26 protein-coding genes are annotated in these 25,702 nt (G+C 61.3%); 19 read left to right on the forward strand and 7 right to left on the reverse strand.

Translation table 11 applies throughout. The features are described 5' to 3' along the window. Positions 1 to 14: 14 nt before the first annotated feature. The 3 genes from G5221_RS15420 to G5221_RS15430 are packed head-to-tail and all read right to left on the reverse strand — an operon-like array spanning position 15 to position 3,227. Entirely contained in the window at positions 15 to 869 is an 855-nt protein-coding gene (locus G5221_RS15420) for a 23S rRNA (adenine(2030)-N(6))-methyltransferase RlmJ (protein ID WP_047439456.1), read from the reverse strand. Then, the gene (locus tag G5221_RS15425; protein WP_005343337.1) at positions 863 to 1,324 is read right to left on the reverse strand and encodes a DUF2390 domain-containing protein; all 462 of its coding nucleotides are present in this window, start codon (positions 1,322 to 1,324) and stop codon (positions 863 to 865) included. The genes G5221_RS15420 and G5221_RS15425 overlap by 7 nt, the downstream gene beginning before the upstream one ends. Then, positions 1,317 to 3,227, reverse strand: a complete 1,911-nt coding sequence (locus G5221_RS15430; RefSeq protein ID WP_421263541.1) for an ABC transporter ATP-binding protein — start codon at positions 3,225 to 3,227, stop codon at positions 1,317 to 1,319. The genes G5221_RS15425 and G5221_RS15430 overlap by 8 nt, the downstream gene beginning before the upstream one ends. Before the next feature lie 154 nt (positions 3,228 to 3,381). On the opposite strand from G5221_RS15430, the gene G5221_RS15435 reads away from it, so the two are divergent. Further along, on the forward strand, positions 3,382 to 3,795 hold the full coding sequence (locus G5221_RS15435) for a CBS domain-containing protein (RefSeq protein WP_040068349.1): 414 nt from the start codon (positions 3,382 to 3,384) through the stop codon (positions 3,793 to 3,795). A 115-nt stretch (positions 3,796 to 3,910) separates the two neighbouring features. On the opposite strand, the gene G5221_RS15440 is transcribed toward G5221_RS15435, so the two are convergent. The 3 genes from G5221_RS15440 to G5221_RS15450 form a co-directional block, all read right to left on the reverse strand. After that, entirely contained in the window at positions 3,911 to 5,572 is a 1,662-nt protein-coding gene (locus G5221_RS15440; RefSeq protein ID WP_421263542.1) for a hypothetical protein, read from the reverse strand. A 125-nt stretch (positions 5,573 to 5,697) separates the two neighbouring features. After that, entirely contained in the window at positions 5,698 to 6,165 is a 468-nt protein-coding gene (locus tag G5221_RS15445) for a hypothetical protein (protein WP_421263543.1), read from the reverse strand. Positions 6,166 to 6,219: 54 nt separating this feature from the next. After that, on the reverse strand, positions 6,220 to 7,596 hold the full coding sequence (locus G5221_RS15450) for a PLP-dependent aminotransferase family protein (protein ID WP_421258281.1): 1,377 nt from the start codon (positions 7,594 to 7,596) through the stop codon (positions 6,220 to 6,222). Between the two features lie 116 nt (positions 7,597 to 7,712). Here G5221_RS15450 and G5221_RS15455 point away from each other — a divergent pair, with 116 nt between their 5' ends. The 8 genes from G5221_RS15455 (at position 7,713) to G5221_RS15490 (ending at position 15,843) form a co-directional block, all read left to right on the forward strand. Then, positions 7,713 to 8,309 (forward strand): LysE family translocator, encoded by a 597-nt coding sequence (locus G5221_RS15455; RefSeq protein ID WP_040068356.1) that lies wholly within the window; start codon positions 7,713 to 7,715, stop codon positions 8,307 to 8,309. A gap of 125 nt (positions 8,310 to 8,434) precedes the next feature. After that, positions 8,435 to 9,025 (forward strand): LysE family translocator, encoded by a 591-nt coding sequence (locus tag G5221_RS15460; protein ID WP_040068358.1) that lies wholly within the window; start codon positions 8,435 to 8,437, stop codon positions 9,023 to 9,025. Positions 9,026 to 9,151: 126 nt separating this feature from the next. Then, positions 9,152 to 9,850, forward strand: coding sequence for an aspartate/glutamate racemase family protein (locus tag G5221_RS15465; RefSeq protein WP_421172749.1), 699 nt, complete (start codon positions 9,152 to 9,154; stop codon positions 9,848 to 9,850). A 130-nt stretch (positions 9,851 to 9,980) separates the two neighbouring features. Further along, positions 9,981 to 11,087, forward strand: coding sequence for a 1-acyl-sn-glycerol-3-phosphate acyltransferase (locus G5221_RS15470; RefSeq protein ID WP_005362790.1), 1,107 nt, complete (start codon positions 9,981 to 9,983; stop codon positions 11,085 to 11,087). 314 nt (positions 11,088 to 11,401) lie between these two features. Next, the gene (locus tag G5221_RS15475; RefSeq protein ID WP_421263544.1) at positions 11,402 to 11,872 is read left to right on the forward strand and encodes a YhcH/YjgK/YiaL family protein; all 471 of its coding nucleotides are present in this window, start codon (positions 11,402 to 11,404) and stop codon (positions 11,870 to 11,872) included. A 273-nt stretch (positions 11,873 to 12,145) separates the two neighbouring features. Further along, complete coding sequence (locus tag G5221_RS15480) at positions 12,146 to 13,345, forward strand: acetate kinase (RefSeq protein ID WP_005354534.1); 1,200 nt, start codon at positions 12,146 to 12,148, stop codon at positions 13,343 to 13,345. 143 nt (positions 13,346 to 13,488) lie between these two features. After that, positions 13,489 to 14,730 carry a mechanosensitive ion channel family protein gene (locus G5221_RS15485; RefSeq protein WP_421263545.1) on the forward strand — a complete coding sequence of 414 codons (1,242 nt, stop codon included), beginning with the start codon at positions 13,489 to 13,491 and terminating at the stop codon, positions 14,728 to 14,730. A gap of 186 nt (positions 14,731 to 14,916) precedes the next feature. Further along, positions 14,917 to 15,843, forward strand: a complete 927-nt coding sequence (locus G5221_RS15490; protein WP_270905581.1) for a L,D-transpeptidase family protein — start codon at positions 14,917 to 14,919, stop codon at positions 15,841 to 15,843. Positions 15,844 to 15,912: 69 nt separating this feature from the next. Here G5221_RS15490 and G5221_RS15495 read toward each other — a convergent pair whose 3' ends face one another. Beyond that, positions 15,913 to 16,806 carry a VirK/YbjX family protein gene (locus tag G5221_RS15495; RefSeq protein WP_219264435.1) on the reverse strand — a complete coding sequence of 298 codons (894 nt, stop codon included), beginning with the start codon at positions 16,804 to 16,806 and terminating at the stop codon, positions 15,913 to 15,915. Positions 16,807 to 17,131: 325 nt separating this feature from the next. Between G5221_RS15495 and putP the strand changes: the two genes are divergently transcribed. The 10 genes from putP to rpoS all read left to right on the forward strand — a co-directional run bounded on the left by putP (position 17,132) and on the right by rpoS (position 25,595). Beyond that, positions 17,132 to 18,649: a sodium/proline symporter PutP gene (putP, locus tag G5221_RS15500; protein WP_110303497.1), complete on the forward strand. Its 1,518-nt coding sequence runs from the start codon at positions 17,132 to 17,134 to the stop codon at positions 18,647 to 18,649. Positions 18,650 to 18,857: 208 nt separating this feature from the next. Further along, positions 18,858 to 19,175: a cell division protein FtsB gene (gene ftsB, locus G5221_RS15505; protein ID WP_005335520.1), complete on the forward strand. Its 318-nt coding sequence runs from the start codon at positions 18,858 to 18,860 to the stop codon at positions 19,173 to 19,175. Continuing rightward, positions 19,168 to 19,860, forward strand: coding sequence for a 2-C-methyl-D-erythritol 4-phosphate cytidylyltransferase (ispD, locus tag G5221_RS15510; protein ID WP_110303496.1), 693 nt, complete (start codon positions 19,168 to 19,170; stop codon positions 19,858 to 19,860). The genes ftsB and ispD overlap by 8 nt, the downstream gene beginning before the upstream one ends. Before the next feature lie 146 nt (positions 19,861 to 20,006). Beyond that, a complete protein-coding gene (gene ispF / locus G5221_RS15515; protein ID WP_421263546.1) occupies positions 20,007 to 20,483 on the forward strand; it encodes a 2-C-methyl-D-erythritol 2,4-cyclodiphosphate synthase in 477 nt (158 codons plus the stop codon). Beyond that, complete coding sequence (gene truD / locus G5221_RS15520) at positions 20,483 to 21,541, forward strand: tRNA pseudouridine(13) synthase TruD (RefSeq protein ID WP_227341354.1); 1,059 nt, start codon at positions 20,483 to 20,485, stop codon at positions 21,539 to 21,541. The genes ispF and truD overlap by 1 nt, the downstream gene beginning before the upstream one ends. Continuing rightward, a complete protein-coding gene (gene surE / locus G5221_RS15525) occupies positions 21,522 to 22,283 on the forward strand; it encodes a 5'/3'-nucleotidase SurE (RefSeq protein ID WP_040068372.1) in 762 nt (253 codons plus the stop codon). The genes truD and surE overlap by 20 nt, the downstream gene beginning before the upstream one ends. A 7-nt stretch (positions 22,284 to 22,290) precedes the next feature. Next, entirely contained in the window at positions 22,291 to 22,908 is a 618-nt protein-coding gene (locus G5221_RS15530; protein ID WP_005335507.1) for a protein-L-isoaspartate(D-aspartate) O-methyltransferase, read from the forward strand. Continuing rightward, positions 22,905 to 23,486, forward strand: a complete 582-nt coding sequence (locus G5221_RS15535) for a YqaA family protein (RefSeq protein WP_021229508.1) — start codon at positions 22,905 to 22,907, stop codon at positions 23,484 to 23,486. Before G5221_RS15530 ends, G5221_RS15535 begins: the two co-directional genes overlap by 4 nt. A gap of 9 nt (positions 23,487 to 23,495) precedes the next feature. After that, complete coding sequence (locus G5221_RS15540; RefSeq protein ID WP_042081491.1) at positions 23,496 to 24,566, forward strand: LysM peptidoglycan-binding domain-containing protein; 1,071 nt, start codon at positions 23,496 to 23,498, stop codon at positions 24,564 to 24,566. Positions 24,567 to 24,611: 45 nt separating this feature from the next. After that, positions 24,612 to 25,595: an RNA polymerase sigma factor RpoS gene (gene rpoS, locus G5221_RS15545; protein ID WP_005335504.1), complete on the forward strand. Its 984-nt coding sequence runs from the start codon at positions 24,612 to 24,614 to the stop codon at positions 25,593 to 25,595. The last annotated feature ends 107 nt before the right edge of the window (positions 25,596 to 25,702 follow it).

A 25,702-nucleotide genomic window follows, 5' to 3' on the forward strand; every position in this document is an offset into this window, starting at 1 on the left:
GCGGGGGCGGGGGATTAATCCTCGGCCTTGTTGAGCCACTCCACCTTGTACTGGGCGCCGGCGCCCTGCGCCAGTTTGGCACACAGCGGTTTCAGGAAGGCTTCAATCTGCTCGTCCAGCATCCAGGGCGGGCTGATGATCAGCATGCCTGAGCCGTTCATACCCCAGTCGGCAGTCTGACCAGCCACTTCCAGCTCGGCCACCAAGACGTTACCGAAGTTTTCCCGCTTGATGGCGCGCAGCATGTCGCGGGATTTGTCCGCCTCCTGCCCGAGGATCGGATACCAGAGGGCGTAGATGCCGGTCGCCCAGCGTTTCTGCGCCTTTTTCAGGGTGTCGACCACGGCGAAGTAATCTTCTTTGAGCTCGTAGGGCGGATCGATCAGCACTAGCCCGCGGCGCGGGGTCGGCGGCAGCAGGGCGATCAGCCCCTCGAAGCCGTCGCGGTGGTGCACGGCCACGCGAGGGTCGTAACCCATGTTGGCGCGCAGGTCTTCGACCTCGTTGTTGTGCAGCTCCATCAGCGCCAGCTTGTCCTGCTCGCGGGTGAGGCGACGCGACAGCTCCGGCGAGCCGGGGTAGTAGTGCAGCTGGCCATCGCTGTTCATCTCTTCGATGACCCCGAGATAGGGGGCCATGGCAGACCACTGGGCCCGCTCGTCCCACAGGCGGCCGATGCCGTCGGCATACTCGGCCTTCTTCTGGGACCAGTCGCCGCGCAGGTCGTAGAGACCGCCACCGGCATGGGTGTCCAGCACGATGAAGGGTTTCTCCTTCTTCTTGAGGGACTCGATGATCAGGGCCTGAACGGCGTGTTTCAGCACGTCGGCATGGTTGCCGGCGTGAAAGGCGTGGCGGTAGCTCAGCATATTAGATCTCTGAGGGGGCCCTGCTGGGCACCCAGTAACGATAGATAGTTCAACAAATTGCGGCTGTTGCCGCGAAACAGGGAGAGGCTGCGCAGGGTCTGCAACAGGACGCCCTGTTGCAGCCGCTCCAGCTCCAGTTCGTGGGCCAGCATCGACTGATACTGCTGCTCGTCGAGTCGCGTCTTGGCGCTCTGGCGCAGGGCGCGCCACGGGGTCAACACCGCTTCGGTCTGCACCAGCGCCGGTTGCAGGTCGGTCAGATCGACCACGATGCCGAGTTGATCGAGCCGGTGCAGCAGGAGAGCCAGATTGACGTTGCCCCCCTGTTCCTGCACGGTGAGCCAATCCTGGCTGCGTTCACCATAGACCTTGCCGCTCCAGTGCCAGAAGCCGATCGGCGTCGGCAATTCGTGGACCGCGACCCGCTCGCTGGCCATCAGCTGTTCGTCACGCAAAGAAGGCTTGCTCCATAGTTTCCAGCTCTTCGGAGAGGCTCATCCACTCCAGCTCAACTTCTTCCAGCTGCTCCTTGAGGGGGCCCTGGGATTTGAGCAGCTCGGAGAGCTTGGTTTTAGCGCTCTCTTCATAGATGGCGGGGTCGGCCAGCTGATTTTCGATGTCGGCCAGCTTGCCCTGCAGCTTCTCCATGCTCGCTTCGAGCTTTTCCAGCTTCTGGCGCAGCGGACGGGTCTGCTGGCGGAACTCCGCCTCGCGCCGCTTCTGATCCTTGCGCGCCACCGCCGAGTTGGCGGAGACGGGGCCATCGGCCGGTTTGGCGTTGGCCTCTTTCTCCTGCTCGCCGAGCCACTTGTGGTAGTCGTCCAGATCGCCGTCGAACGGCTCGACTCGGCCACCGTGCACCAGATAGAAGTCGTCGGTGGTGGTGCGCAGCAGGTGGCGGTCGTGTGATACCACTACCATGGCCCCTTCGAAGCCTTGCAGCGCCATGGTCAGGGCGTGGCGCATCTCCAGATCCAGGTGGTTGGTCGGTTCATCGAGCAGCAAGAGGTTGGGCTTTTGCCAGGTGATCAGCGCCAGCACCAGCCGCGCCTTTTCGCCGCCGGAGAAGGGGGCAACCTTGTCGAGCGCCTTGTCACCGTGAAAGCCAAAGCTGCCCAGATAGTTGCGCAGCTCCTGCTCGGTCTTGTCCGGCGCGAGGCGCACCAGATGATCGAGCGGGGTGTCGTCGAGACGCAGGGTCTCCAGCTGATGCTGGGCAAAATAGCCGATGCTCACCCCGGCGCTCACTTCCAGCTTGCCGGAGAGCGGCGGGTTGGAGCCCGCCAGCATCTTGATAAAGGTCGATTTACCGGCGCCGTTGCGACCGAGCAGACCGATACGGGAACCGGGTACCAGATTGAGTTTGATCTTCTCGAGGATCACCTTGTCGCCGTAACCGGCAGAGAGGTTCTCCATGGCGATGAGCGGGGTCGGCAGGGCCGAGGGCTCGCGAAACTCGAAGCTGAACTCGGAGTCGGCGTGGGCGGGCAGGATCTTCTCCATCCGCTCCATGGCTTTCAGGCGGCTCTGGGCCTGACGGGCCTTGGAGGCCTTGTAGCGGAAGCGGTCCACATAGGATTGCATGTGGGCCATCTCGCGCTGCTGCTTCTCGTACATCGACTGCTGCTGGGCCAGATGTTCGGCGCGCTGCAGTTCGAAGTCGGAGTAGCCGCCGGTGTATTCGTTAAGCTTGCCGTTCTCGATATGGATGATGCGGCTGATGACCGAGTCGAGGAAATCGCGGTCGTGGGAGATCAGCACCAGCGTGCCCTGATAGCCCTTGAGCCACTTCTCCAGCCAGATGACGGCGTCGAGATCCAGGTGGTTGGTCGGTTCATCGAGCAGCAGCAGATCGGAGCGGCAGAGCAGCGCCTGAGCGAGGTTCAGGCGCATGCGCCAGCCACCGGAGAAGCTGCGCACCGGCGAGCTTAGCTGCTCGTCGCTGAAACCGAGGCCGTGCAACAGTTCGGCGGCGCGGGCGCGAATGCTGTAGGCGCCGATGGTATCGAGGCGACCGTGCAGCTCGGCCACCAGCAGACCATTGTCATCCTGCTCGGCCTGTACCAGCTGGGCTTCCAGCGAGCGGAACTCCTTGTCGCCGTCGATCACGTACTCGAGCGCGGAGCAGTCGAGCGCCGGGGTCTCCTGCGCCACGCCTGCAATCTGCCAGCCTGCGGGCAGGCTGAAGGTGCCGCTGTCGATGGCCAGCTCGCCCCGTACCAGTGCAAAAAAGGTGGACTTGCCACAGCCATTTTTGCCCACCAGACCCACTTTGTGGCCGGGATGAATGGTGGCGGAGGCGTTGTCCAGCAGCTTGCGGCCGCCGCGGATCAGTTCGATTTGACTGGCAACTATCATGGGTGGGATCTGCTTGCTCAAAATGGAGGAGAAAAACTGGCGCGGATCTTACGTGAAATGACGCTGATTTGCACTGTAGCGAAGGGCTGGCTACTGGCTGGCACTGCAAAAACATGCCATAACAGAGAAACCAGTTTGGTTACGGGAGGTTAGCATGCATATCAGGGATATTATGACGACCCGGGTCGCCACCGTTTCAATGGATGATCGACTCCGAGTCATCAGGGATATCTTCGAGCAGGCACACTTTCGCCACCTGCTGGTGCTGGAAGAGGAGGAGCTGGTGGGGGTCATCTCGGATCGGGATCTGTTCCGCGCCATCAGCCCCTATCTCGACTCCGAAGCCGAGATGAGCCGCGATACCGAAACCCTCAACAAGCGGGCCCACCAGATCATGAGTCGTCAGCTCGTCACCATCGCTCCTCATCTCACCGTGCGCGACGGCGTCAAGCTGATGCTGGAGAAGGGGGTCTCCTGCCTGCCGGTGCTGGAGAATGGCGCTCTGGTCGGCATCATCAGTTGGAAGGATTTTCTCAAGGCGGCGCTGGAGAGTGACGCACTGGTTTGAGCCCAACGCTCATCACCATCAGCTGACAGAGAACAAATAGAGAGAGGGGAGCCAAGGCTCCCCTCTCTCTATATTGGCTTTGCCAACAATGCCGGTTTGCACGCCGTCTGCATCATCACGGCTCGGGCTGCCCTGCGATAAGACAGGAGGGGCCGCTGCCGGAGAGGTGCGGCTGCAGGTGGGTACGTATCTCCTGCAGGGTGCGCTGGTACTGCTGGGCATGCTGATCGAGAAACGCGGGGCTGTGCTTGAGGCGCCGTTCCAGGGTATCGACCAGCAGCGCCACCCTGGGAGCGGCCATACCCGCAGGCCAGCAGTGTTGCAGCAGCTCCAGCAGTTGCCAGGCATCGCCCGGCAGGGCGGGGAACTCCTCCAGCAATTGCAAGCCCGCTTGCAGGGCTGTCTGATATTGGCTGGCCTGCATCGCCTTGTGGCGCAGCTGGCGCAGTTCGCTCAGCCGTTGTTCTCTCGCCGTCAGGCGCTGGCCCAGCTCAGCCACCAGATGGTGGAACAGCTGGCGGGTGAGCGGGTGGGGCGCCACCCTGACGCGGTATTGGGTCAGCTGGATCAGGTAACGCTGGGCGTGGTGGGGCAAACCGCAGAACTGGCTGACCGCAAAGCCGAGCAGCAGGGTGAGGTGGTTGTCGCTCCCCTCATCCGGCTGGTGGTGGGCAATCAGGATCAGCGCCTCGTCGAAGCGGTAATCCAGCCCCAGCATCAACGCCTGCAGCAGCTCATATTCGTGAGGTTGCAGGTGGACGGTGCGTTTGAGGTGCTCCCACTCCTGTTGCAGGGAGCGGATCCGGCTGCTGGAAGGGGCGCGCCACAGCACCGCCAGACTGGCATTGAGCATGAAGCTGTCGATGGCGAGCCGGACGCGCTGCTCGCTGAAGTGGCGCAGGGTCAGGCTGTTGGCCTGCTCCAGCACCTTCTCCTCATCTTGCAGCACCAGCCCGAGCAACATCGCCAGTTGATGCCAGCGTGGCTGATGGGGGCGGACCTGCAGCAGCTCTCCCATGGTCTCCCAGGCCGCCAGCCAGTAATGCTGATGCAGCTGGCTGGCGAGTTGCAGCTCCAGCCGGGTGGCCATCGAGACGCTGGCCTGATGGCGCTGCAAGTCGATCCGGGCGCTCTGCAATTTGCCGAGCCCCAGTATGGCGTAGAAGAGCCCGGCCCTTGGCCAGCTCGCCTGATACTCGTTGGCACAGAGGGCATAGTGCTGGGCGGCGGTGACCCGCTCGGTCGATTGCAGCAGCAGGTAGCCCTTGAGCCGATCCAGCCAGGGGGTCAGCGAGCGATTCTCCCGTTGAAACAGCAGGTCCTCACAGAGGGCGGTAGCCAGTTTCCACTCCCGCAGCAGGGCCGGAGGGGCGAGGGTGTGGGTCATTTTGCTCAGTTGTGCCAACTGCTTGAGCACAGTCGTGAGCTCTCCTGCCATGAAGGGGAGTGGCAGATGGAGGGAGAAGTAGAGGTCCGAGGGGAGAAAATCCTGCTCGTTCTGGTCCGCATCCAGCAACAACAGGACGCAGGCGGGTTGCAGCAGGCCGAGGTAGTGTGCCTCATGCAGCAGGCGGGCGCCGTCATGGCCCAGTTTTCTATTTTGCTGGCAGACAATGGCATCGAATGGCTGTTGTTGCAGCAGGGTGAGCAGACCGCTGCGTTCCTGACCCGGATGGCTGTGGTGGTGGATCCGTTCAGCAGGAATACCCTGTTCGGTCAGTTCTCTGGTGATGGCGCTACGGAGCAGGGGATCCTCTTCGAGCAGCAGTATCGTCATGCACGCGTCCTTTCAATACTCCACGAGTAGATCAGAGTAGACCCAAGAGGAACATAGCGACAACTCTGCGGAGGGAGGAAAAGTGACAGTAGTCAGCGCGGGAAGGGAGAGGGCACTATAGGTGGTTACCGGGAGCCATGTACCCCGGTGAGAAAGACACACTCTGTTTGACGGATCAGGTGTGAACCACTCCCTAGTTTCCCTTGCCAGCTGACTTCGAGCTTGCCGAGGCGGCCCAGATGGCGCAGCTCGAACTCGTAGCGCTGGCAGAGGTTGTCCTGGGATAGGCTCGCCATCCCCGCTGGCAGTCGGTATTGATAGCGCAGGATTGGCCCATCCTCCAGCTTGCTGGTCATCGGTACCAGCCCCTCTGGTGTGGGCTGCGGCGCCCCGAGCGCACGGCGCAAACTGAGCGGCGCATCGATCGCCTTTTGATAGTGCAGGCCGTTCATCGCCGCCAGCTCCTCTTCCAGTCGTTGCAACTCCCCTTCCAGTCCATTGAGCGCGGCCCCCAGCTGTTGGTGGGTCGTTGACGAGGCGCAGCCACCCAACAACAGGGTGGCAAGCAGCAGGGCGGCTCTGATGGGGGGCACGGCATCTCCTTGGCAATGACGATGAAGCGTGAAGGTCAGGTCGGTTGGCCCTGACTATAGCAGGGGATTGCTGGGGGGCGTCCCCTGCAGCAGTTGCGCCAGACGGGCCAGCCCTTCGCCGACTCGGGCGTCGGTGGCGGGTTGGCTCAGGCTCAGGCGCACCCCTTGCGGAGCGGCAAACTGACCGGCAGCGAAGTGTTCCCCGCTCGCCACGCCAACGTCAAGGGCGTCGGCGGCGGCAGCAAACTGCTGGCTGCGCCAAGGCTCAGGCAGCGGTAGCCAGGCGTGCATGCTGCCAGGCTGCCAGCGGGCGGCAGGCAGCAGGTGGCGCAGCAGTTCGCCACGGCGTTTGAGGATCTCCCGCTGCTGCTCGACCAGCGGCATGATCTGGCGCTGACTGACCATTTTGCAGGCGAGCTCGATCAGCAGCGGGCTCACCATCCAGCTCGACAGCCGCATGGTCTGGGCGAAGGCGCTGCGCAGGGCAGGGGGCGTCAGCACGAAGCCCACCCGCAGGCCGCCGCAGGCGATCTTGGCCAGACTGCCCAGATAGATGACCCGCTCCGGCGCCAGATTGACCAGAGGGATCACCGGTTGCTGGGGCAACAGGCCGTTGACGTCATCTTCGATGATCAGCAGATCGTGGTTACGGGCGATGGCGACGATTGCCTCCCGTCGCGCCAGACTCATAATGGCGGTGGTGGGGTTTTGCAGGGTCGGGGTGAGGTAGAGCAGCTTGGCCCGGCGGGTGCGGCAGGCGGTGTCCAGCGCCTCGGGCAGCAGCCCCTCCTCATCCATCGCGAGCCCCACCACCTGATTTTTCAGCTGGCGGGCATTGCCCAGCATACCGGGGTAGCTCAGCCCCTCGCACAGGATGGTTTCCCCCACGCAGCCGGTCGCCAGCAGCGCCAGCATGATGCCGTGCTGGGCGCCGTGGCTGAACAGCAGGCGATCCTCACTACAGGCCACCCCTTGCTCCGCCAGCCAGTTGACGAACTGCTGGCGCTGATCCGGTCGTCCCGCCTCCTTGTCGTAGCCGAGCAGGGCGTTGAGATCCCCGTCTGCCACTTCCCCCAGCATGGGGCGAATGATGGCCGCCCGATCCAGCTGTACCGGCAGGTTCTGCCACAGCTCGATGCGGTGCCCCTCCTCCTGGCGGATCACCCACTCATTGGCGGGATCCGTGTTCGCTCCCTTGACCCAGGTGCCGTGGCCCACCCGGGCGGCCAGCAGGCCGCGTCGCTCCGCCTCGCTGTAGGCGCGGGTGACGGTGCCGACGGTGACACCCAGACGATCCGCCAGGGATCGGTGGGTAGGCAATCGGGTCTGCGGTGGCAGCTCGCCATTCACGATCCCCTGTTCGATCGCTTTGACCAGCTTGAGGTAGAGGGGGCCATCGAAGGCCGCAAGGTCGGGCGTCCAGATTGTCATGGTGACAATAAATCCATTGATCAAAAATTGTTGTCAATATAGCGTGAATTTCAACCTGATAACAACCAAATAGCACACATTGTATCGATACAATGTGATGAGTAAGGAGTCACAATATGACGATGGAGTGGTATGTCACCCTGTTCGGTTTTGCCGTACTCACCTGCGGTACGCCGGGGCCCAACAACCTGATGCTGACGGCCTCCGGCGCCAACTTCGGGGTGCGCCGCACCCTGCCACATCTGCTCGGGGTGGGGCTGGGGCAGCCGGTGTTGCAACTGGTGCTGGCGCTGGGGCTTTATCCGCTGTTCGAGCGCTGGCCCCTGCTACGGCTCGGTTTGCAGATCTTCGGCAGCCTCTATCTGCTGTGGTTGGCGTGGCGTATCGCGGTGGCCGGGGCGCCGGGGGATCCGGCCCGGCGCGCCCGTCCGCTAACCATGCTGGAGGGGCTGGGCTTTCAGTTCCTCAATCCCAAGGCGTGGATGATGGGGATCTCCGCCATCAGTCTGTTCAGCCTGCCCGGCGCCAGTTACTGGTCGAGTCAGCTGGCGGTGATGGTCATGTTTGCGCTGGTGGCCCTGCCGGTCTGCTTTGTCTGGGTACTGTTCGGCCATCAGCTGAGCAACTGGATCAGCTCGGATCGGGGCTGGCGGCGACTCAACGGTTCTCTCGGTCTGCTGACGGCGCTCTGCGTGGTGATGCTCTGGTATTGAGTCGTGCTGCGTTGATGGGGGGGGGGGCCTGGAAAGAGGCATTTCTGACTTGTCGCCACGGGGTTGGCTCTGCATATTAGAAGGCTTTCCCCATAACGGGGGCGTTGCATCGACAAGAGGTTGAGATGGATCTGAACTGGTTACTGCCCCTGGCGGGGTTTGCCCTGGTTACCTGCGGCACGCCGGGGCCCAACAATATGTTGCTCACCAGCGCCGGGGCGGCGCAGGGGTTTCGCCGCACGATTCCCCTGCTGGTAGGGGTGGTGGGGGGGATCAATCTGATGATCCTCGCCACCGCGCTGGGGCTTGGCGTGGTGTTCGAGAAGGTGCCGCTGCTGCACGACGGCCTCAAGATTATCGGCTCGGCCTACCTGCTCTGGCTGGCGTGGAAGGTGGCGACCGCCAGCGGCCCGGCCGAGGGCAACCGGCCGCTCATTCCCGCTCATCAGGGGGCCATGCTGCAACTGCTCAATCCCAAGGCGTGGATGATGGCGCTCTCCGCCATCAGCGGTTTCACCCTGGCGGGGGAGGCTTACTGGCCCTCTGCGCTCTGGGTGTTGGTGATCTTCTTTATTACCGGCCTTTACACCGGGGCGTTCTGGGTGTTGTTTGGTGCCCAGGTGCGGCAAATCATCCGCACCGCCCGGGGTTGGCGGCGTTTCAATCTCGGCATGGGGCTGGCGACGGCCGCCTGTGTCGGGATGATCTGGATTTAGCCCGGGGTTAACCCGGGCCTTTACCGGCTGTCTTGTTGGCCCTGCGGGGCCTTTTTTATCTCGTCCGCGTGGCCTTGCCTGCAAGGTGGCGTGGTTCTGCCCTCCCTTGGGATGAAAGGAGTTCCTATGAAATGTATCGGTCTGCTGGGTGGCATGAGCTGGGAGTCCACCGTCAGTTACTATCAGGCGCTCAATCGCGGGGTGCGGGCGCAGCTTGGCGGTTTGCACTCGGCGCGGGTGCTGCTCAATAGCGTCGACTTTGCCGGTATCGAGCGGTTGCAGCATGCCGGTGACTGGCCCGCCACAGCTCGCTTACTGGCGGCGGAAGCACGCAAGTTGCAGGATGGCGGCGCCGACTTCTTGCTGATCGGCACCAACACCATGCACAAGGTGGCGCCCGAGATTGAGGCGGCTATCGATATCCCGCTGCTCCATATTGCCGATGCCACCGCAGCCAAATTGCAGGCGGACGGGATAACCCGGGTCGGCCTGCTCGGCACCCGCTTCACCATGGAGCAGGATTTTTACAAGGGGCGCTTGCAGGAGCGCTTCGGGTTGGCGGTGCTGGTACCCGATGAGGCCGGGCGGGAGCGGGTACACAGGATCATCTATGACGAGCTCTGTCTGGGGGAGATCCGCAACGCGTCGCGGGCCGAGTATCTGGCCATTATCGCGGGGCTGGCGGCCGCGGGTGCCGAGGCGGTGATCCTTGGCTGCACCGAGATTGCCCTGCTGGTGGGGGATGCCCGGGCGGCGGTGCCGCTCTACGACACCACCGCCATCCATGCCGAGGCGGCGGTCGCGCTGGCACTGGCATCCGATTAATAAACTGGTCAGATCTCACTATTCATGCTTGTCTCATACCCCTTGCCATAAAAGCGTGTAAAATTGCGCCCTGAATTTTCCCCGGCCAACGCGGGTTGGCTGCGGTTTCCTAGCATGCAAGGCTGACATTGTGACTGAAGTAGATAGATTCGCGGATATTCGCCCCTACCGCGATGAAGAAGTGCCGGCAGCCATCGAACGGCTGATCCAGGATGATGAGTTTATCGGCGCCATCGCCAAGTATCGTTTCGGTTCCCTGATGAGCTGGCTGGGTTGGGCCATCCGCCCGATGATCCGCCTGTTCCTGCGCCGCAAATGGTCAAAAGTGACCACAGTGCATCAGGTCCAGATGGGGGTCACCCGGTACATGTCCCGCATGATCGCCACCTCCACCAAGGGGGTGACCTTCTCCGGGATCGAGCATCTGAAGAAAGAGCAGGGCTATCTGTTTGTCTCCAACCACAGAGACATCGCCATGGACCCGGCGTTCGTCAACTGGGGGCTGCACACCCATGGTTTCGATACCGTGCGCATCGCCATCGGTGACAACCTGCTGCGCAAACCCTGCGCCACCGAGCTGATGAAGCTCAACAAGAGCTTTATCGTCAAACGCTCCGCCAAGGGGCCGCGGGAGATGATGAAGGCGCTCGGCGAGCTGTCTGCCTATATTGGCAATTCGGTTCACGAAGGTCACTCCATCTGGATTGCCCAGAAGGAAGGGCGCGCCAAGAATGGCGATGACAAGACAGATCCGGCCATCCTCAAGATGTTCTACGTCGACGGCAAGAAGCAGAAGATCGACTTCGTCGACTACATGCGCAGCCTCAATATCGTGCCGGTCAGCATCAGCTATGAGCTGGATCCGACCGACAAGGCGAAGGCGCGCGAGCTTTACGAGAAGTCGGTCAACGGCAGCTACGAGAAGGGCGAGTTCGAGGATATCGAGAGTATCGTCGCCGGTATCGTCGGCATGAAGGGGCGGGTACATGTCTCCTTCGGCGCGCCGATCACCGAGGGCTTCAGCGATCCGGACGAACTGGCCGCGCTGATCGACAAGGCGATCTGGAGCAGCTACCACCTCTTCCCCAGCAACTATCTGGCGGCCGATGTCTCCGGCAAGGCCAATACCATCGAACAGGCGGCCTTCCTGACTCGTCAGTCAGAGGTGCCGGAAGAGCACAAGGCGATCTGGCGTGCCATGTACGCCAAACCGGTGGAAAACGCCAAAAAGGCTTGAATGAAACCGGTTATTAAACGGTTTTGCGAAAAAAACGGGCGCTGATGCGCCCGTTTTTGCGTCTGGTCAAAGTCGAGGGGGAAAGGGTGGTGAATAATATGGTTTCAGCTGGTACGATCACTATGAAAATGGGATTATGTCTCTTGGCAAGGTGCTGACGAGTGTGTAACAGTGCCCATATAGCTGAACATGAGCAAAAGCTCTAAACCGGTTTGCACGGATTGCAGACGGCATTATTGAAGGACCTGTCACAGGTCCTTTTTCATTGGCGGGCAAAGATGCCGCCCAGATATACCTAACAGGAAACAGACGCCATGATCACCGGTAGCCTGAACACCCTGCAGCGGACGCCGCTGCCCGCCCCGCTGGCCCGCATCATGGCTGAGGTGGTGAAGAGCGTGGCTCACTGGGGTGACGCTCCGCTCGGCAAGACCGAGATCGATGGTCTCAATCTGTTCTGTCTGGTGAGCGAGGATTTGACCGAGCCAGCCGCGGATCGCCGTGGCGAATTCCATCAGCAGTATCTCGATATCCAGTTGCTGCTGCGCGGTGAAGAGTGGATAGGTGTGGGCCCCCACGACTACGTGAGCGATGGCGCCGACCATCCCCATTCTGACCTCTGGTTTGTCGATGACGAGCAGACCAGCTATCTGGCGCTGCAACCGGGCGATTTCGCCATCTTCTGGCCGGGCGAGCTGCACCGCCCGCTCTGTACCTTCAACCAGCCCGCCAAGGTGAAGAAGCTGGTGGTCAAGGTACACAAGGAGCTGCTGGCCAGCGGCTGAGCGCTATCCTTGGGTGTCAGACACCCGGCGATGTCAGGGCCACTTGCCCCGTCATGAATTGAAGCGAGTGATACACATCCTTTAATGCGGTGAAACTCGCAAGCATTGAAACCAGTGATACGCACCACAAGTTGCGATGACTCTTTCAAGAGCAAGAATTGAAAAATTGGACGCACCCTCCTGCGACCATAAGCCCCCGGCAGGGGAATCCCATCCTCTTTTGGATGACACGACACTGTCGGCATAAAGCCGAAGCACAGGAAGATGTAGAAAATGAGCAAGTTGGTATTGATCCTTAACTGCGGTAGCTCTTCCCTGAAATTTGCCGTAATGGACGCCGAAACAGGTGAGGACATGCTGTCCGGCCTGGCCGAATGCTTCAATCTGGATGATGCACGTATCAAATGGAAACTCCACGGGGTCAAGGGCGAAGCCATGCTGGGAGCGGGTGCCGCTCACCAGGAGGCCCTCGACCATATCGTGGGTCACATCCTGCCGCAGGATCCGACTCTTGCCGAGCAACTGGTGGCCATCGGTCACCGAATCGTACACGGTGGCGAGCAGTTCTCCCGCTCCGTGCGTATCGATGACGGCGTGATCGCCGGTATCGAAGCCGCCATTCCGTTCGCCCCGCTGCACAACCCGGCCCACCTCATCGGTATTCGCGCCGCGCTGAAAGTGTTCCCGCAGCTGTCCGAGAAGAACGTGGCCGTGTTCGACACCGCCTTCCACCAGACCCTGCCGCAAGAGGCCTACCTCTATGCGCTGCCGCACAAGCTCTACCGCGAACACGGCATCCGTCGTTACGGTGCCCACGGTACTTCTCACCGCTACATCGCGGAAGAAGCCGCGAAAGAGCTGGGCAAGCCGTTGAATGAACTGAACATCATCAACTGCCACCTGGGTAACGGTGCCTCTGTCTGCGCCATCAAGAACGGCGAATCCGTTGACACCTCCATGGGTCTGACTCCGCTGGAAGGTCTGGCGATGGGTACCCGCTCCGGTGATATCGATCCGGCCGTGGTCTTCTTTATGCACGACCAGCTCGGTTACAGCGTGGAGCAGATCAACCACACCCTGACCCGTGAGTCCGGTCTGTTGGGGATGACCGAAGCGAGCAGCGATTGCCGCTACGTCACCACCAACTACGCCACCGACGCCGGTGCCAAGCGTGCGCTGGATGTCTTCACCTACCGTGTGGCCAAGTATGTCGGCGCCTATGCCGCTGCGATGGACGGTCGTCTGGACGCCGTGGTCTTCACCGGTGGTATCGGTGAGAACGCCGCCATGGTGCGCGAGATGGTGCTGAACCGTCTGGCCCTGTTCGGCTTCAAGGTGGACAAAGAGGCCAACAACGCCGCGGTACTGGGTGGCGAAGGTCGCATCACTACCGCTGACAGCCGTTGTGCCATGGTGATCCCGACCAACGAAGAGCTGGTTATCGCTCGCGATGCCCTGAGCCTGGTCTGCTAAGTCAACCTCGCTTTGAAACAACGCCCGGCCTGTGCCGGGCGTTGTCATTTCTGGCGTACGCCGATTTGACATGGGGGAGGGGAGCGGTACCCTGACCACCACTGTTTTTGCAGCCAGCGGGCTGCCCGGTTCGGGAGAGAGCAATGAAAGAGGCGTTTTTTAACTGGTTGTCGGGCCTTGGGGTGGAAGTGACCAGCATGATGGCGCTGGTGATCGCGCTGGGCTTTATCGTCATCACCTCGTTGCTGCTGCACATGGCGCTGCACCGGGTGCTGCTGGTCCGGCTGGTGGGGATCCTCGGCAAGGCCAAGCAGGTGTGGCTGCCGCCCCAGCTGCAACAGCGCCTCTTCAACCGGCTCGCTTTCGTGTTGCAGGGGGCCGTGCTGCTCGGTCAGGCGGAGATCTGGCTGCCCCGCCAATCGGATAGCCTCAAGCTTATCGAGATGGTGGCCCAGCTCTGGATTTTGCTGTTCCTGCTGCTGGCCTTCTTCGCCCTGCTCGACTGCCTGTTGTCGGTGAGCCGTTACACCCGCCTTGGTCGGGATTTGCCCCTGCGCGGCATCTTCCAGGGGGCCAAGCTGGTAGGCAGCATTCTGGTGGGCATCCTGATGATCGCCCTGCTGCTTGGCAAGTCGCCGCTGTTCCTGTTCAGCGGTCTGGGTGCCATGACCGCAGTGCTGATGCTGGTGTTCAAGGACCCTATCCTCGGGCTGGTGGCGGGGATCCAGCTCTCCGCCAACCGGATGCTGAGCGTCGGTGACTGGCTGCAGATGGACAAGTACGGCGCCGATGGTGAGGTGACCGACATCGGCCTTACTACGGTCAAGGTATCGAACTGGGACAAGACCATCACCACCATTCCCACCTATGCCCTGATCTCCGACTCTTTCAAGAACTGGCAGGGGATGACCGAGTCGGGCGGCCGCCGCATCAAGCGCAGCGTCAATATCGACATGACCAGCGTGCGCTTTCTGACGGCCGAGGAGCAGTTGCAGCTCAAGCAGGCGCAGCTGCTGGCACCCTATCTCAGTCGCAAGGAGCAGGAGCTGAGCGCTTACAACCAGCAGCTGAACGATGCCCTGAGCTGCCCCATCAACGGTCGTCACCTCACCAACCTCGGTACCCTGCGCGCCTACCTGGATGCCTACCTGCGCGCCCACCCCGGCATTCGCAAGGACATGACCCTGATGGTGCGCCAGCTGGCACCCACGTCAGACGGTTTGCCGCTGGAAATTTACTGTTTTACCGCGACCACCGCATGGGCTGATTACGAAGGGATCCAAGCCGATATTTTCGACCATATCTTCGCTATCATTGAGCAATTTCATCTGCGGTTGCATCAATCTCCCACAGGTTATGATATGCGCCTCTGGCAACGGGGATAAACAGGGGGAGAGGGCGAGTCGAGGGCGTTGGATAATCCGCATATTAATCATCGACCCGTCACCACTTGTCAGTTGATATTTGGTCAGCAGAGGAGAAAAATGGCGGCCTTCTCTTCGCGCCCCTGATCTTCTGCTGATCAGCCGTCAGCTCAGAGATGTCAATTCAGTCATTATCATGGGAAAGTTATGAAGCTCCTTCGCAATAGTGTGGCAACACTCTGCTACAGCCTGCTGCTGACCGCTGCGCCGGTTTTCGCTGTTGAATATGCTCTGCCTGCGGCCAACAGCCGTCTGGTGGGGGAAAATCTGGAATATGTGGTTCCGGCCGAAGAGAATGGCCAGCCGCTGGAGGCCATTGCTGCCAAATTCCAGCTGGGGCTGACCAACATGATAGAGGCCAACCCCGATGCGGATCCCCTGTTGGTACAGACCGGCGAGAAGCTGGTGATCCCCCAGCAACTCATCCTGCCGGATGCCCCTCGTGAAGGCATTGTGCTGAACGTGGCCGAGATGCGCCTCTACTACTACCCGAAAGGCAAGAAGGTGGTAGAAGTGTTGCCCATCGGCATCGGCCAGCTCGGCACCGACACCCCGGAAAACTGGGTGACCAGCGTGCAGCGCAAGAAAGCGGGCCCGACCTGGACCCCGACTGCCAAGATGCATGCCGAATATGCCGCCCGTGGCGAGAGCCTGCCAGCGGTATGGCCGGCCGGCCCGGACAACCCCATGGGGCTGTTTGCACTCTATATCGGCAAGATGTACGCCATCCACGGCACCAATGCCAACTTCGGTATCGGTCTGCGGGTGAGTCACGGCTGTGTGCGGCTGCGTAACGACGATATCGAGTACCTGTTCAAGCAGGTGCCGGTCGGTACCCGCGTCCAGTTCGTTAACCAGCCGATCAAGGCCTCTCTCGAGCCCAACGGCGTCCGCTATCTGGAAGTACACCAGCCGCTGTCGCGCAGCGAAGAGGAGTTCAACTCCAAGCTGCCGGCACCGCTGCCGATGACCCCGGCGGTGACCCGCTTCATTGCCCACGCCGACAGCGACTCCCAACTGGTGAAGCAGGCGCTGGAGCAGCGCAACGGCATGCCGATGGCGATCAACCGCTAAGGGCAAATCCCCGTCATGACAAAGGGCGAACAGCATGCTGTTCGCCCTTTGTGTTTCTGCTGCGTTGACTCAGCTTCGCAGCAGATTTGCCTGCAGCTCGCTGCCGAGCTGATCGAGCAGCTGGTAGCGCGCCTTGTAGCTGGCCCGCTTGCGGGAGGGGATCTCCTCCAGCGTCTTGCGGGGCACCTCCAGCGGCAGGCTCATCCAGAGTTCATCCTGCACGCTGCCCTGATGCTCCTGCCACAAGCCGTCGAGATCGAACTTGACCCGATCGGCGGTGCGCTTGCTGCTCTGATAGACGTGGCTTTGGGTGCGGATCCCGAGCAGGCTCTTGCACGCCAGCCCCCGGGCCAGCTCGGCGGCCATATAGACCAGCAGGGACATGGGGCGCAGTCCGCCGCACGCCTTGGTGACCTGCTTGATCTCCTCGCTCTGCCCCTTGCCGCCCTGCAGCGAACAGATCTCGAGGGTCGGGTTCGGCGCGGGGCGCAGATTGAGGGCCATGTAATAGAGCGCAGCGTCACCCAGCTTGAGGGTCAGGCTCATCTCCCCCTCTTTGCCCATGTGGGTTTGGTAATCCAGTTGCAGGGTCAGCGGGGCCGTCAGCTTGTCGCTCTGCCACTGGGCCAGCAGCAGGCCGCGCCCGCTGTAGATTGCCAGCTGTTGCGCCTTGGGCAGCTGGCGAGCCAGCTGCTGGTAGTGGCTGCTGATAAGCCCGGCTCGCAGGCGCTTGCGGAGCCCCTTGTGGCGATAGGGGTGGATCGGCTTTTCCAGAATATCGGGGAAGCGGCTGATCGCCTGCGCCAGCAGCGGTTGCTCCTGCTGCTGGCGATAGAGGGCGCGGGCGCCAGGATTGAGCCAGAGACGCCCCACATACTTGGCCCGTCGGATGAGATGACCCGACTCCTCCACCGGATGAAGGCGGCGGGCGAGGGTTCGCAGGTGTGACAGATGAGATGACATGGTGCCGACCTCTGACTGGAGTGATGAGACAGGGCGGGGAGTGTAGGAGCGGGGCGCCGGCTTGTAAAAAATGGATAGTAACAAAATGTGAAAACATAACGCTCAATAGTCGCCGTTGCGACGATATGGCCGTCACGGCCACGGCAGGAAATCTGGCGCCATCCTCTTGATGCGGCAGATGATTTGATGCGCAAAGGTTTTTATTGTGTTTTGTGTTTGTTAAAAGTGGTTGAGCTGGCGCGAACGGCTGATTAAGCTAGGCCGGTTTTTTAGGGATGAGCCCGTCACCAGAGCGGGCAGAAAATGACACAAAACGGAGTTTTGCATGACAGCTAGCACACCCATGTTAATCACCTTCCTGGTGTATATCCTCGGAATGGTGTTGATCGGCTTCGTCGCCTATCGCGCCACCCGCAACTTTGATGACTACATTCTGGGCGGCCGCCGGATGGGAAGCTGGGTTACCGCTCTCTCTGCCGGCGCCTCCGACATGAGCGGCTGGCTGCTGATGGGCCTGCCCGGCGCTGTCTTCGTCAGCGGCATCTCCGAGAGCTGGATCGCCATCGGTCTGGTGATCGGCGCCTACCTCAACTGGCGCTGGGTAGCGGGTCGCCTGCGGGTACATACCGAGAAGAACCGCAACGCCCTGACCCTGCCGGACTATTTCACCTATCGCTTTGAAGATCACAGCAAGGTGCTGCGCATTCTCTCGGCGCTGGTGATCCTGCTCTTCTTCACCATCTATTGCGCCTCCGGCGTGGTGGCCGGTGCCCGTCTGTTCGAGAGCACCTTCGGCATGGATTACAACACCGCCCTTTGGGTCGGTGCCGCCGCCACCATCACTTACACCTTCTTCGGCGGCTTCCTCGCGGTGAGTTGGACCGACACGGTGCAGGCGACCCTGATGATCTTCGCCCTGATCCTGACCCCGGTCTTCGTCATCATCGCCGTCGGTGGGGTGGATAGCGCCATGATCGAGGTGGCCGCCAAGAGCGCTACCAACCTCGACATGTTCAAGAATCTGGATGTGATCGCCATCATCTCGCTGATGGCTTGGGGCCTTGGTTACTTCGGTCAGCCCCACATTCTGGCCCGTTTCATGGCGGCGGATTCCCACCACTCCATGGCCAATGCCCGCCGTATCAGCATGACCTGGATGGTGTTCTGCCTCGCAGGCGCGGTGGCCATCGGCTTCTTCGGGCTGGCCTACTTCGCCCGCTTCCCGGAAGCGGCGGCTGGAGTGACCGGCAACCCGGAACGGGTCTTTATCGAGCTCTCCAAGATCCTGTTCAACCCCTGGATCGCCGGGGTGCTGCTCTCCGCCATTCTGGCGGCGGTAATGAGCACTCTAAGTTGTCAATTACTGGTCTGCTCCAGCGCCATCACAGAGGATCTCTACAAGCCGTTCCTGCGCAAGAACGCCTCCCAGCGTGAGCTGGTGTGGGTGGGTCGCCTGATGGTGCTGCTGATCGCGGTGATTGCCATCGCCGTTGCCATGAATCCGGAAAACCGGGTGCTGGGGCTGGTGAGCTACGCCTGGGCCGGTTTCGGTGCCGCCTTTGGCCCCGTGGTGCTGCTCTCGGTGCTCTGGCCGCGAATGACCCGCAACGGCGCGCTGGCGGGCATGCTGGTCGGTGCCATCACCGTCATCGTCTGGAAGCAGTTCGGCTGGCTGGGGCTGTATGAGATCATCCCGGGCTTCCTGTTCGCACTGCTGGCCATCGTGGTGGGCAGTCTGCTGGGCGAAGCGCCCTCAAAAGCGATGCTGGAGCGTTTCCGCGATGCCGAGGAGGAGTACAACACTCCGGCCGAGAGCGCGGGAGAGCCGGTCGCGGTGAACTGATCCCCCTTACCGCTTTCTGATTGAGAGCCCCGCCCCCGGACAAGGAGCGCCCTGGTTGGCCATCCTTGCACCGGTTTGGCGGGGCTTTGTGCTATCTGATTCACTCTTGGGCACTTTTTTATGTTCGGCCGGTGGCTCCCGGGTGCTCGCTTTCTTTTGTCTTGGCACCGAATATGGGACACTAGGCCGCCTGAAGGAGACCTAGTGCATGCGGCTATTCACCCTGATCCTGATCCTCCTGCTGGGGGGACTGCAATATGACCTCTGGCTGGGGAAGAACGGGCTATCCGATTATCAGAACCTGTCGGAGGCCATCTCGCAGCAACAGCGGGACAACCAGACTCTCAAGGATCGTAACGACCTCATTTACCGCGAGATAGATGATCTCACCTCTGGCCTCGAGGCCATCGAGGAGTTGTCGCGCAACGATCTGGGTTACATCAAGCAGGGGGAGACCTTCTACCGGATCATCCCCAAAGAGAAAGACAAAGAGACAGCGCCGGACGATGAGCCCTACGATGACTGATGCCAGCCGGGTATCCGGCCTGACGGCGATCGTCCCTGCCGCCGGTATCGGCAGCCGGATGGGGGCCGATTGCCCCAAGCAGTACCTGCAACTGGCGGGTAAAACCATTCTCGAACATACCCTGGAGCGGCTGCTCTCCCACCCGGCCATCGCCCAGGTGATCGTGGCGCTGGCGCCCCATGATCGCTGGTTCGAGGCCCTGCCCGTGGCGGCCGACCCGCGGATTGTGCGGGTAGAGGGAGGCGCCGAGCGCGCCTTCTCCGTCCTCAATGGCCTCCATGTGGCGCAAGGGGAGTGGGTGCTGGTGCACGATGCGGCCCGTCCCTGCCTGACTCACGGCGATCTCGATGCGCTGATTGTTGCGGCCATGGGCTGTGGCGGCGCCATTCTCGGCAGTCGGGTGCGCGATACCATGAAGCGCTCCGATGGGGAGGGCAATATCATCGCCACCGTCGAGCGCGAGCAGCTCTGGCATGCCCTGACGCCGCAGATGTTCCCGACCCGTGCCCTGAAGCGGGCACTGGAAGAGGGGCTGCTGCTGGGCGCCACCATCACCGACGAGGCCTCCGCCATGGAGCGGGCCGGATTCACGGTGCGGATGGTGGAGGGGCGCGCCGACAATATCAAAGTGACCCGGCCGGAAGACTTGTCGCTGGCGGGGCTGTTTTTAAGCCAGCAGGCATAAGCCCCTCAGTCATAACAGACCGTTCAGAGCAGAGCGTCTCGAACAAACAGGCCCGAACAAGGAGTTAGCATGATCCGGATTGGACATGGTGTGGACGTACACAAAATTGATGGGGTTGGTTTCAGCATGTTGGGAGGTTGCCGCTGATGATGCGCATTGGTCATGGTTTTGATGTCCATAAATTTGGTGGTGTTGGCCCCTGCATGCTGGGTGGCGTGCCGGTTCCCTACGAGCTGGGGCTGGTTGCCCACTCCGACGGCGATGTGGTGCTGCACGCGGTGAGCGATGCCCTGCTGGGGGCCATCGGTGCCGGTGACATCGGTCGCCACTTCCCCGATACCGCTGCCGAATTCAAGGGGATCGACAGTCGCATTCTGCTGCGGGATGTCTTTGCCCGTGTACAGAAGGCGGGTTATGCCATCGGCAACCTGGATGTGACCATCATCGCCCAAGCCCCCAAAATGGCGCCCCATATCGACGCCATGTGCGCCGTGCTGGCCGCCGATCTGCAATGTGATTTGAACCGGGTGAACGTCAAGGCGACCACCACCGAACAGCTTGGGTTTACGGGGCGCAAGGAAGGGATCGCCACCGAAGCCGTCGTCCTACTGGTGAAACAATAATGCTGGAACAACTTGCCTATCTGCACGGGGCGCCCACTGCCCGCGGTATCCTCAAGGCCGAGGCCGCCGATTTCGTGGTCAATGAAGATCTCGGGTTTGAGCCTTGCGGTGAAGGGGAGCATATCTTCGTCCGGGTGCGCAAAACCGGCGAGAACACCGCCTGGGTGGCGGGTCTGCTGGCCGATGCGGCCGGGGTCAACCGCAATGCGGTGACCTGGGCGGGCCTGAAAGATCGCCACGCGGTGACCGAGCAGTGGTTCGGCATTCACCTGCCGGGCAAGGCCGAACCGGACCTGTCGGTTATCGAGAGCGACAGCATCCAGATCCTGCAAGCCAGGCGTCACAACCGCAAATTGCGGGTTGGCTACCTCAAGGGCAACCACTTCACCCTGCGTCTCACCGGTCTGGAACAGGCCGACGGGCTGGAAGCGCGCCTGCAGGCCATCGCCACTCAGGGCGTGCCCAATTACTATGGTGAGCAGCGTTTTGGCCGCGATGGCAACAACCTGGAAGCGGCCAAGGCGATGTTTGCCGGCAAGCGGATCAAGGATCGCAACAAGCGCTCCCTCTACCTCTCTGCCGCCCGCAGCATGCTGTTCAACGCCATTGTCAGCGCCCGTATCGAGCAGGGGCTGGCTCATCAGCTGCTGGCCGGTGATTGCGTGATGCTCAAGGGCAGCCACTCCATCTTCAGCGAAGAGAGCGTGACCCCCGAGCTGGAAGCGCGTCTTGCCTCCGGCGACGTGCAGCTCACCGCCCCCCAGTGGGGCCGTGGCCGCCTGGTCAGTCAGGGCGCCGCTGCCGAGTTCGAACAGGGCGTGTTGGCTCCTTACAGCGATTGGTGTGACGGGCTGGAGAAAGCCGGGCTGGATCAGGACAGGCGCCCCCTGCTGCTCAAGCCGGAGCAGATGAGCTGGCAGCTGGATGGCGAGGCGCTGACCCTCTCCTTCTTCCTGCCGGCGGGCGCGTTTGCCACCAGCGTGGTGCGCGAGTTAATGCAGGCCGAAGAGGCCGATCACGGTTTCAGGAATCAGACCGATGCGAATTCTGGTCAGTAATGATGATGGTGTGCATGCCGAGGGCATTCGTGCCCTCAGCGAGGCGCTGCGCGCCTGCGGCGAGGTCATTGTGGTTGCGCCGGATCGCAACCGCAGCGGCGCGAGTCACTCGCTGACGCTGGAAGTACCGCTGCGGGTTACCCGCATTGCAGAAAACGGCTTTAATGGGTGCGAGAGCTATGCGGTGAAGGGGACGCCGACCGACTGCGTGCATCTGGCGGTCAACGAGCTGGTGCGCCCTGAACCCGACATGGTGGTGGCCGGCATCAACCACGGAGCCAACCTGGGGGATGATGTCATCTACTCGGGCACGGTCGCCGCGGCCACCGAGGGGCGCCATCTTGGCTACCCCTCCATCGCCATCTCGCTGGTAGGCAAGACCCACTTCGCCACGGCGGCCCACTATGCGGCCCTGCTGGTGAAGGGGCTGATGAAACACCCCCTGCCTGCCGATCAGATCCTCAACGTCAACGTGCCGGACTTGCCCCTCGAGCAGATTAAGGGGATCAAGACCACCCGCCTTGGCAATCGCCACCGGGCGGAGTCGGTGATCTGCACCGAGGATCCCCGTGGCCAGCCCATCTACTGGATCGGTCCCCCCGGTAGCCAGCAGGATGCAGGTGACGGTACCGATTTTGCTGCCATCGAGCAGGGCTATGTCTCGATTACCCCCCTGACCATCGATATGACTGCCTATGACAGTCTCGCCGGTCTGGGGGCCTGGTTAGATCTGCAGGGATGAGGGTGGTGTGATAGTACAGCGCCTGTTAAATCAGCTCATTGCGCAGGATATTCGCGATTTTCGCGTGCTGGCGACCATCGCGAAAGTGCCGCGCCAGCTGTTCGTGGACGAGGCCATGGCGCACAAGGCGTGGGATAACACCGCCCTGCCCATTGGCCACGGCCAGACCATTTCGCAGCCCTATATGGTGGCGCGAATGACCGAGTTGCTGATGCAAAACAATCCGGCCCATGTGCTGGAGATTGGCACTGGCTCTGGCTACCAGACGGCGATCCTCGCCCATCTGGTGGAGCATGTGTATACCGTGGAGCGGATCAAGTCGCTGCAGTTCCAGGCCAGACGCCGACTGCGCCAGCTCGATCTGCACAATGTCTCGGCCAAGCACGGCAACGGCTGGCTGGGGTGGCCCAACAAGGGACCTTATGACGCCATTCTGGTGACGGCCGCGGCGAGCGAGATCCCGACGGCACTGACCGATCAGCTGGCCGAAGGGGGTCGACTGGTGTTGCCCGTGGGTGACAGCCAGCAGACCCTGCAACTGATCGAACGATCCGGATCCCAGCTGACCAGCCGTATTCTGGAGCCGGTACGTTTTGTTCCCCTGATTGACGGAGATGTTGAGTGAAGTTGTTTTCCCGTTTGTACGTACTGGTGATGCAGTGGGCTCGCCACAAGCATGCCCCCTGGTATCTCTCCATCACCGCTTTCATCGAGTCGGTATTCTGGCCGATCCCGGTGGATGTGATGCTGGCGCCGATGGCGCTCGCCAAGCCCCACAAGGCGTGGCACTACGCCACGCTGGCTACCCTCTTCTCTGTGCTGGGCGCCCTGTTTGGCTATGCCCTTGGCTATGCGCTGTGGGATCCGGTCGTGCTGCCACTGGTGGAGTCTGTGGGCTATCAGGACAAGATCGAGATTGCTCGCAACTGGTTTGAGCAGTGGGGGATCTGGGTCATTTTCATTGCCAGCTTCACCCCTATCCCCTACAAGGTGTTTACCGTGACGGCAGGGTTGTTGCAAATGGCTCTGCTGCCCTTCATCATCACCTCCCTCATCGGTCGTGGCATGCGCTTTTTCCTGGTTGCGGGCCTGATGCGCTGGGGTGGCGAGAAGATGGAACGCAAACTGATGCACTACGTAGATGTGCTCGGTTGGCTCTGTATTGGTCTGGCCGTGGTGGCCTATTTCTGGTTTAGTCGTTAAGGATCCATTATGCGTTCGCGTATTTGGCAAGGAAGCAGTGTCGTGGTGTTGTCATGGCTGCTGCTTGCCTGCTCCTCCAGTAAAAATGCAGCTCCGGTAGATGGTGTTGATGAGGGGCAGTTTGTCTCGACCATTCCGGCTCGCCAAAGCGGTGCCCAGGTCAGCGCCCCCATTCAGGGCGGCAGCTATGTGGTGAAACGGGGCGATACCCTCTACTCCATCGCCTTCAACTCCGGCAACGATGTGCCGTCGCTGGCCAGCCTCAACAACATCAGCCCGCCCTACAACATCTATCCGGGGCAGCGACTGCGACTCGATGGTTCCAGCGCCAGTGTTGGCAGCAGCCGCAGTGCCGGTACCTATGAGGTGCGCCGCGGCGATACCCTGAGCAGCATCGGCCGCCAGTTCGGCATGACACCGCAGGCGCTGGCCCAGAGCAACAACCTGAGCGCCCCCTATGCGCTGCAACCGGGTCAGGTGCTCAATGTCCAGACCGCAGGCGGCGGTTCGACCCAGATGGTGGCTGCGACTCGTCCGGCAACCGTGACCCCGGTGGCCGTGAGCCGTCCGAGCAGCGGTCCGCGTCCGTTGGCCGAGCCGAGTGGATCTGGTCAGACCACGCCGTTCATCTCTCAGAAATCCGTTGCTCCGGCAGCACCGAAGGAATACGCTCAGTCCAAAGAACAAAAAATAAACAACTCCCAGTCGAGACTTGCTTGGCACTGGCCCGCAAAAGGCCGGATTGTCGAGGGGTTCTCTGTTGCAGAACAGGGTAACAAGGGGATCGACATAGCCGGCCAGAAGGGGCAACCCGTCTACGCCGCCAGCAGCGGTAAAGTGGTATACGCTGGCAGTGCTTTAAGGGGGTACGGCAAGCTGATTATCCTCAAGCATGATGATGACTATCTCTCCGCTTACGCACACAACGACGAGTTGCGGGTGAAGGAAGGGGACAGCGTCAAGGGGGGCTCGGTCATTGCCAACATGGGTAGCACGGACGCGCCGGATGTGCGATTGCATTTCGAGATCCGGTACAGAGGCAAGTCGATCAATCCGATGAGCTATTTGCCAAAGCGTTAACCCCAGAGAGACCGTCTTACTCTGGTAACGTCAGGGAGACACACCATGAGCCAAGAACAACTGGTAATGCAGGATGCAGAGTTAGAGTTTGACGCTGAACCCGAATCTCACGAGGTAGAAGAGCTGCAGGAGGTAGCCGCCGAGGCGGACGAGACTATCTCCGATGAGTTGCTGGCACCTGAGCTGAACAAGGTGATGGATGCCACGCAACTCTATCTGGGGGAGATAGGTTTCTCCCCGCTGCTCACTGCCGAAGAGGAAGTCTACTACGCCCGTCGTGCCTTGCGGGGTGACAAAGCCGCCCGCAAGCGCATGATCGAGTCCAACCTGCGACTGGTGGTGAAAATCGCCCGTCGTTACAACAACCGCGGCCTGGTGCTGCTGGATCTTATCGAAGAGGGCAACCTCGGTCTTATCCGCGCGGTCGAGAAGTTCGACCCCGAGCGGGGCTTCCGTTTCTCTACCTATGCCACCTGGTGGATCCGCCAGACCATAGAGCGGGCCATCATGAACCAGACCCGCACTATCCGTCTGCCCATTCATGTGGTCAAAGAGTTAAACGTTTACCTGCGCACCGCGCGCGAACTCTCTCACCGTCTCGATCACGAGCCGACCGCCGAGGATATCGCCTTCGCGCTGGATCGTTCGGTGGATGATGTGAACCGCATGCTCAAGCTCAACGAGAAGATCACCTCGGTGGACACCCCCATCGGCGGCGATCGCGACAAGGCGCTGCTGGATGTGCTCTCCGACGAGCGCGGCATGGGGCCTGAGCTGGAGTCACAGGAAGATGATATGCGTAGCAGCATCGTGCACTGGCTGGAGGAGCTCAATCCCAAGCAGCGGGAAGTGCTGGCCCGTCGTTTCGGTCTGCTGGGTTACGAGCCCGCCACCCTCGAGGATGTGGGGGCCGAGATTGGCCTGACCCGCGAGCGGGTACGCCAGATCCAGGTGGAGGGGCTGCGCCGTCTGCGGGAGATCCTGCTGAGCCAGGGGCTCTCTATTGAGGCTCTGTTTAGAACAAACTGAGTCCAGAACCAACTGATTAGCGGAACAAACTAATCAGGGTTATAACGCCAGCCAAATAGCACGAGGGGAGCAACAGCTCCCCTCGTTTTTTATTGCCTGTCGTCTGG

The organism is Aeromonas sp. 602200, assembly GCF_049173895.1.
Taxonomy (GTDB): Bacteria; Pseudomonadota; Gammaproteobacteria; order Enterobacterales; family Aeromonadaceae; genus Aeromonas; species Aeromonas veronii_A.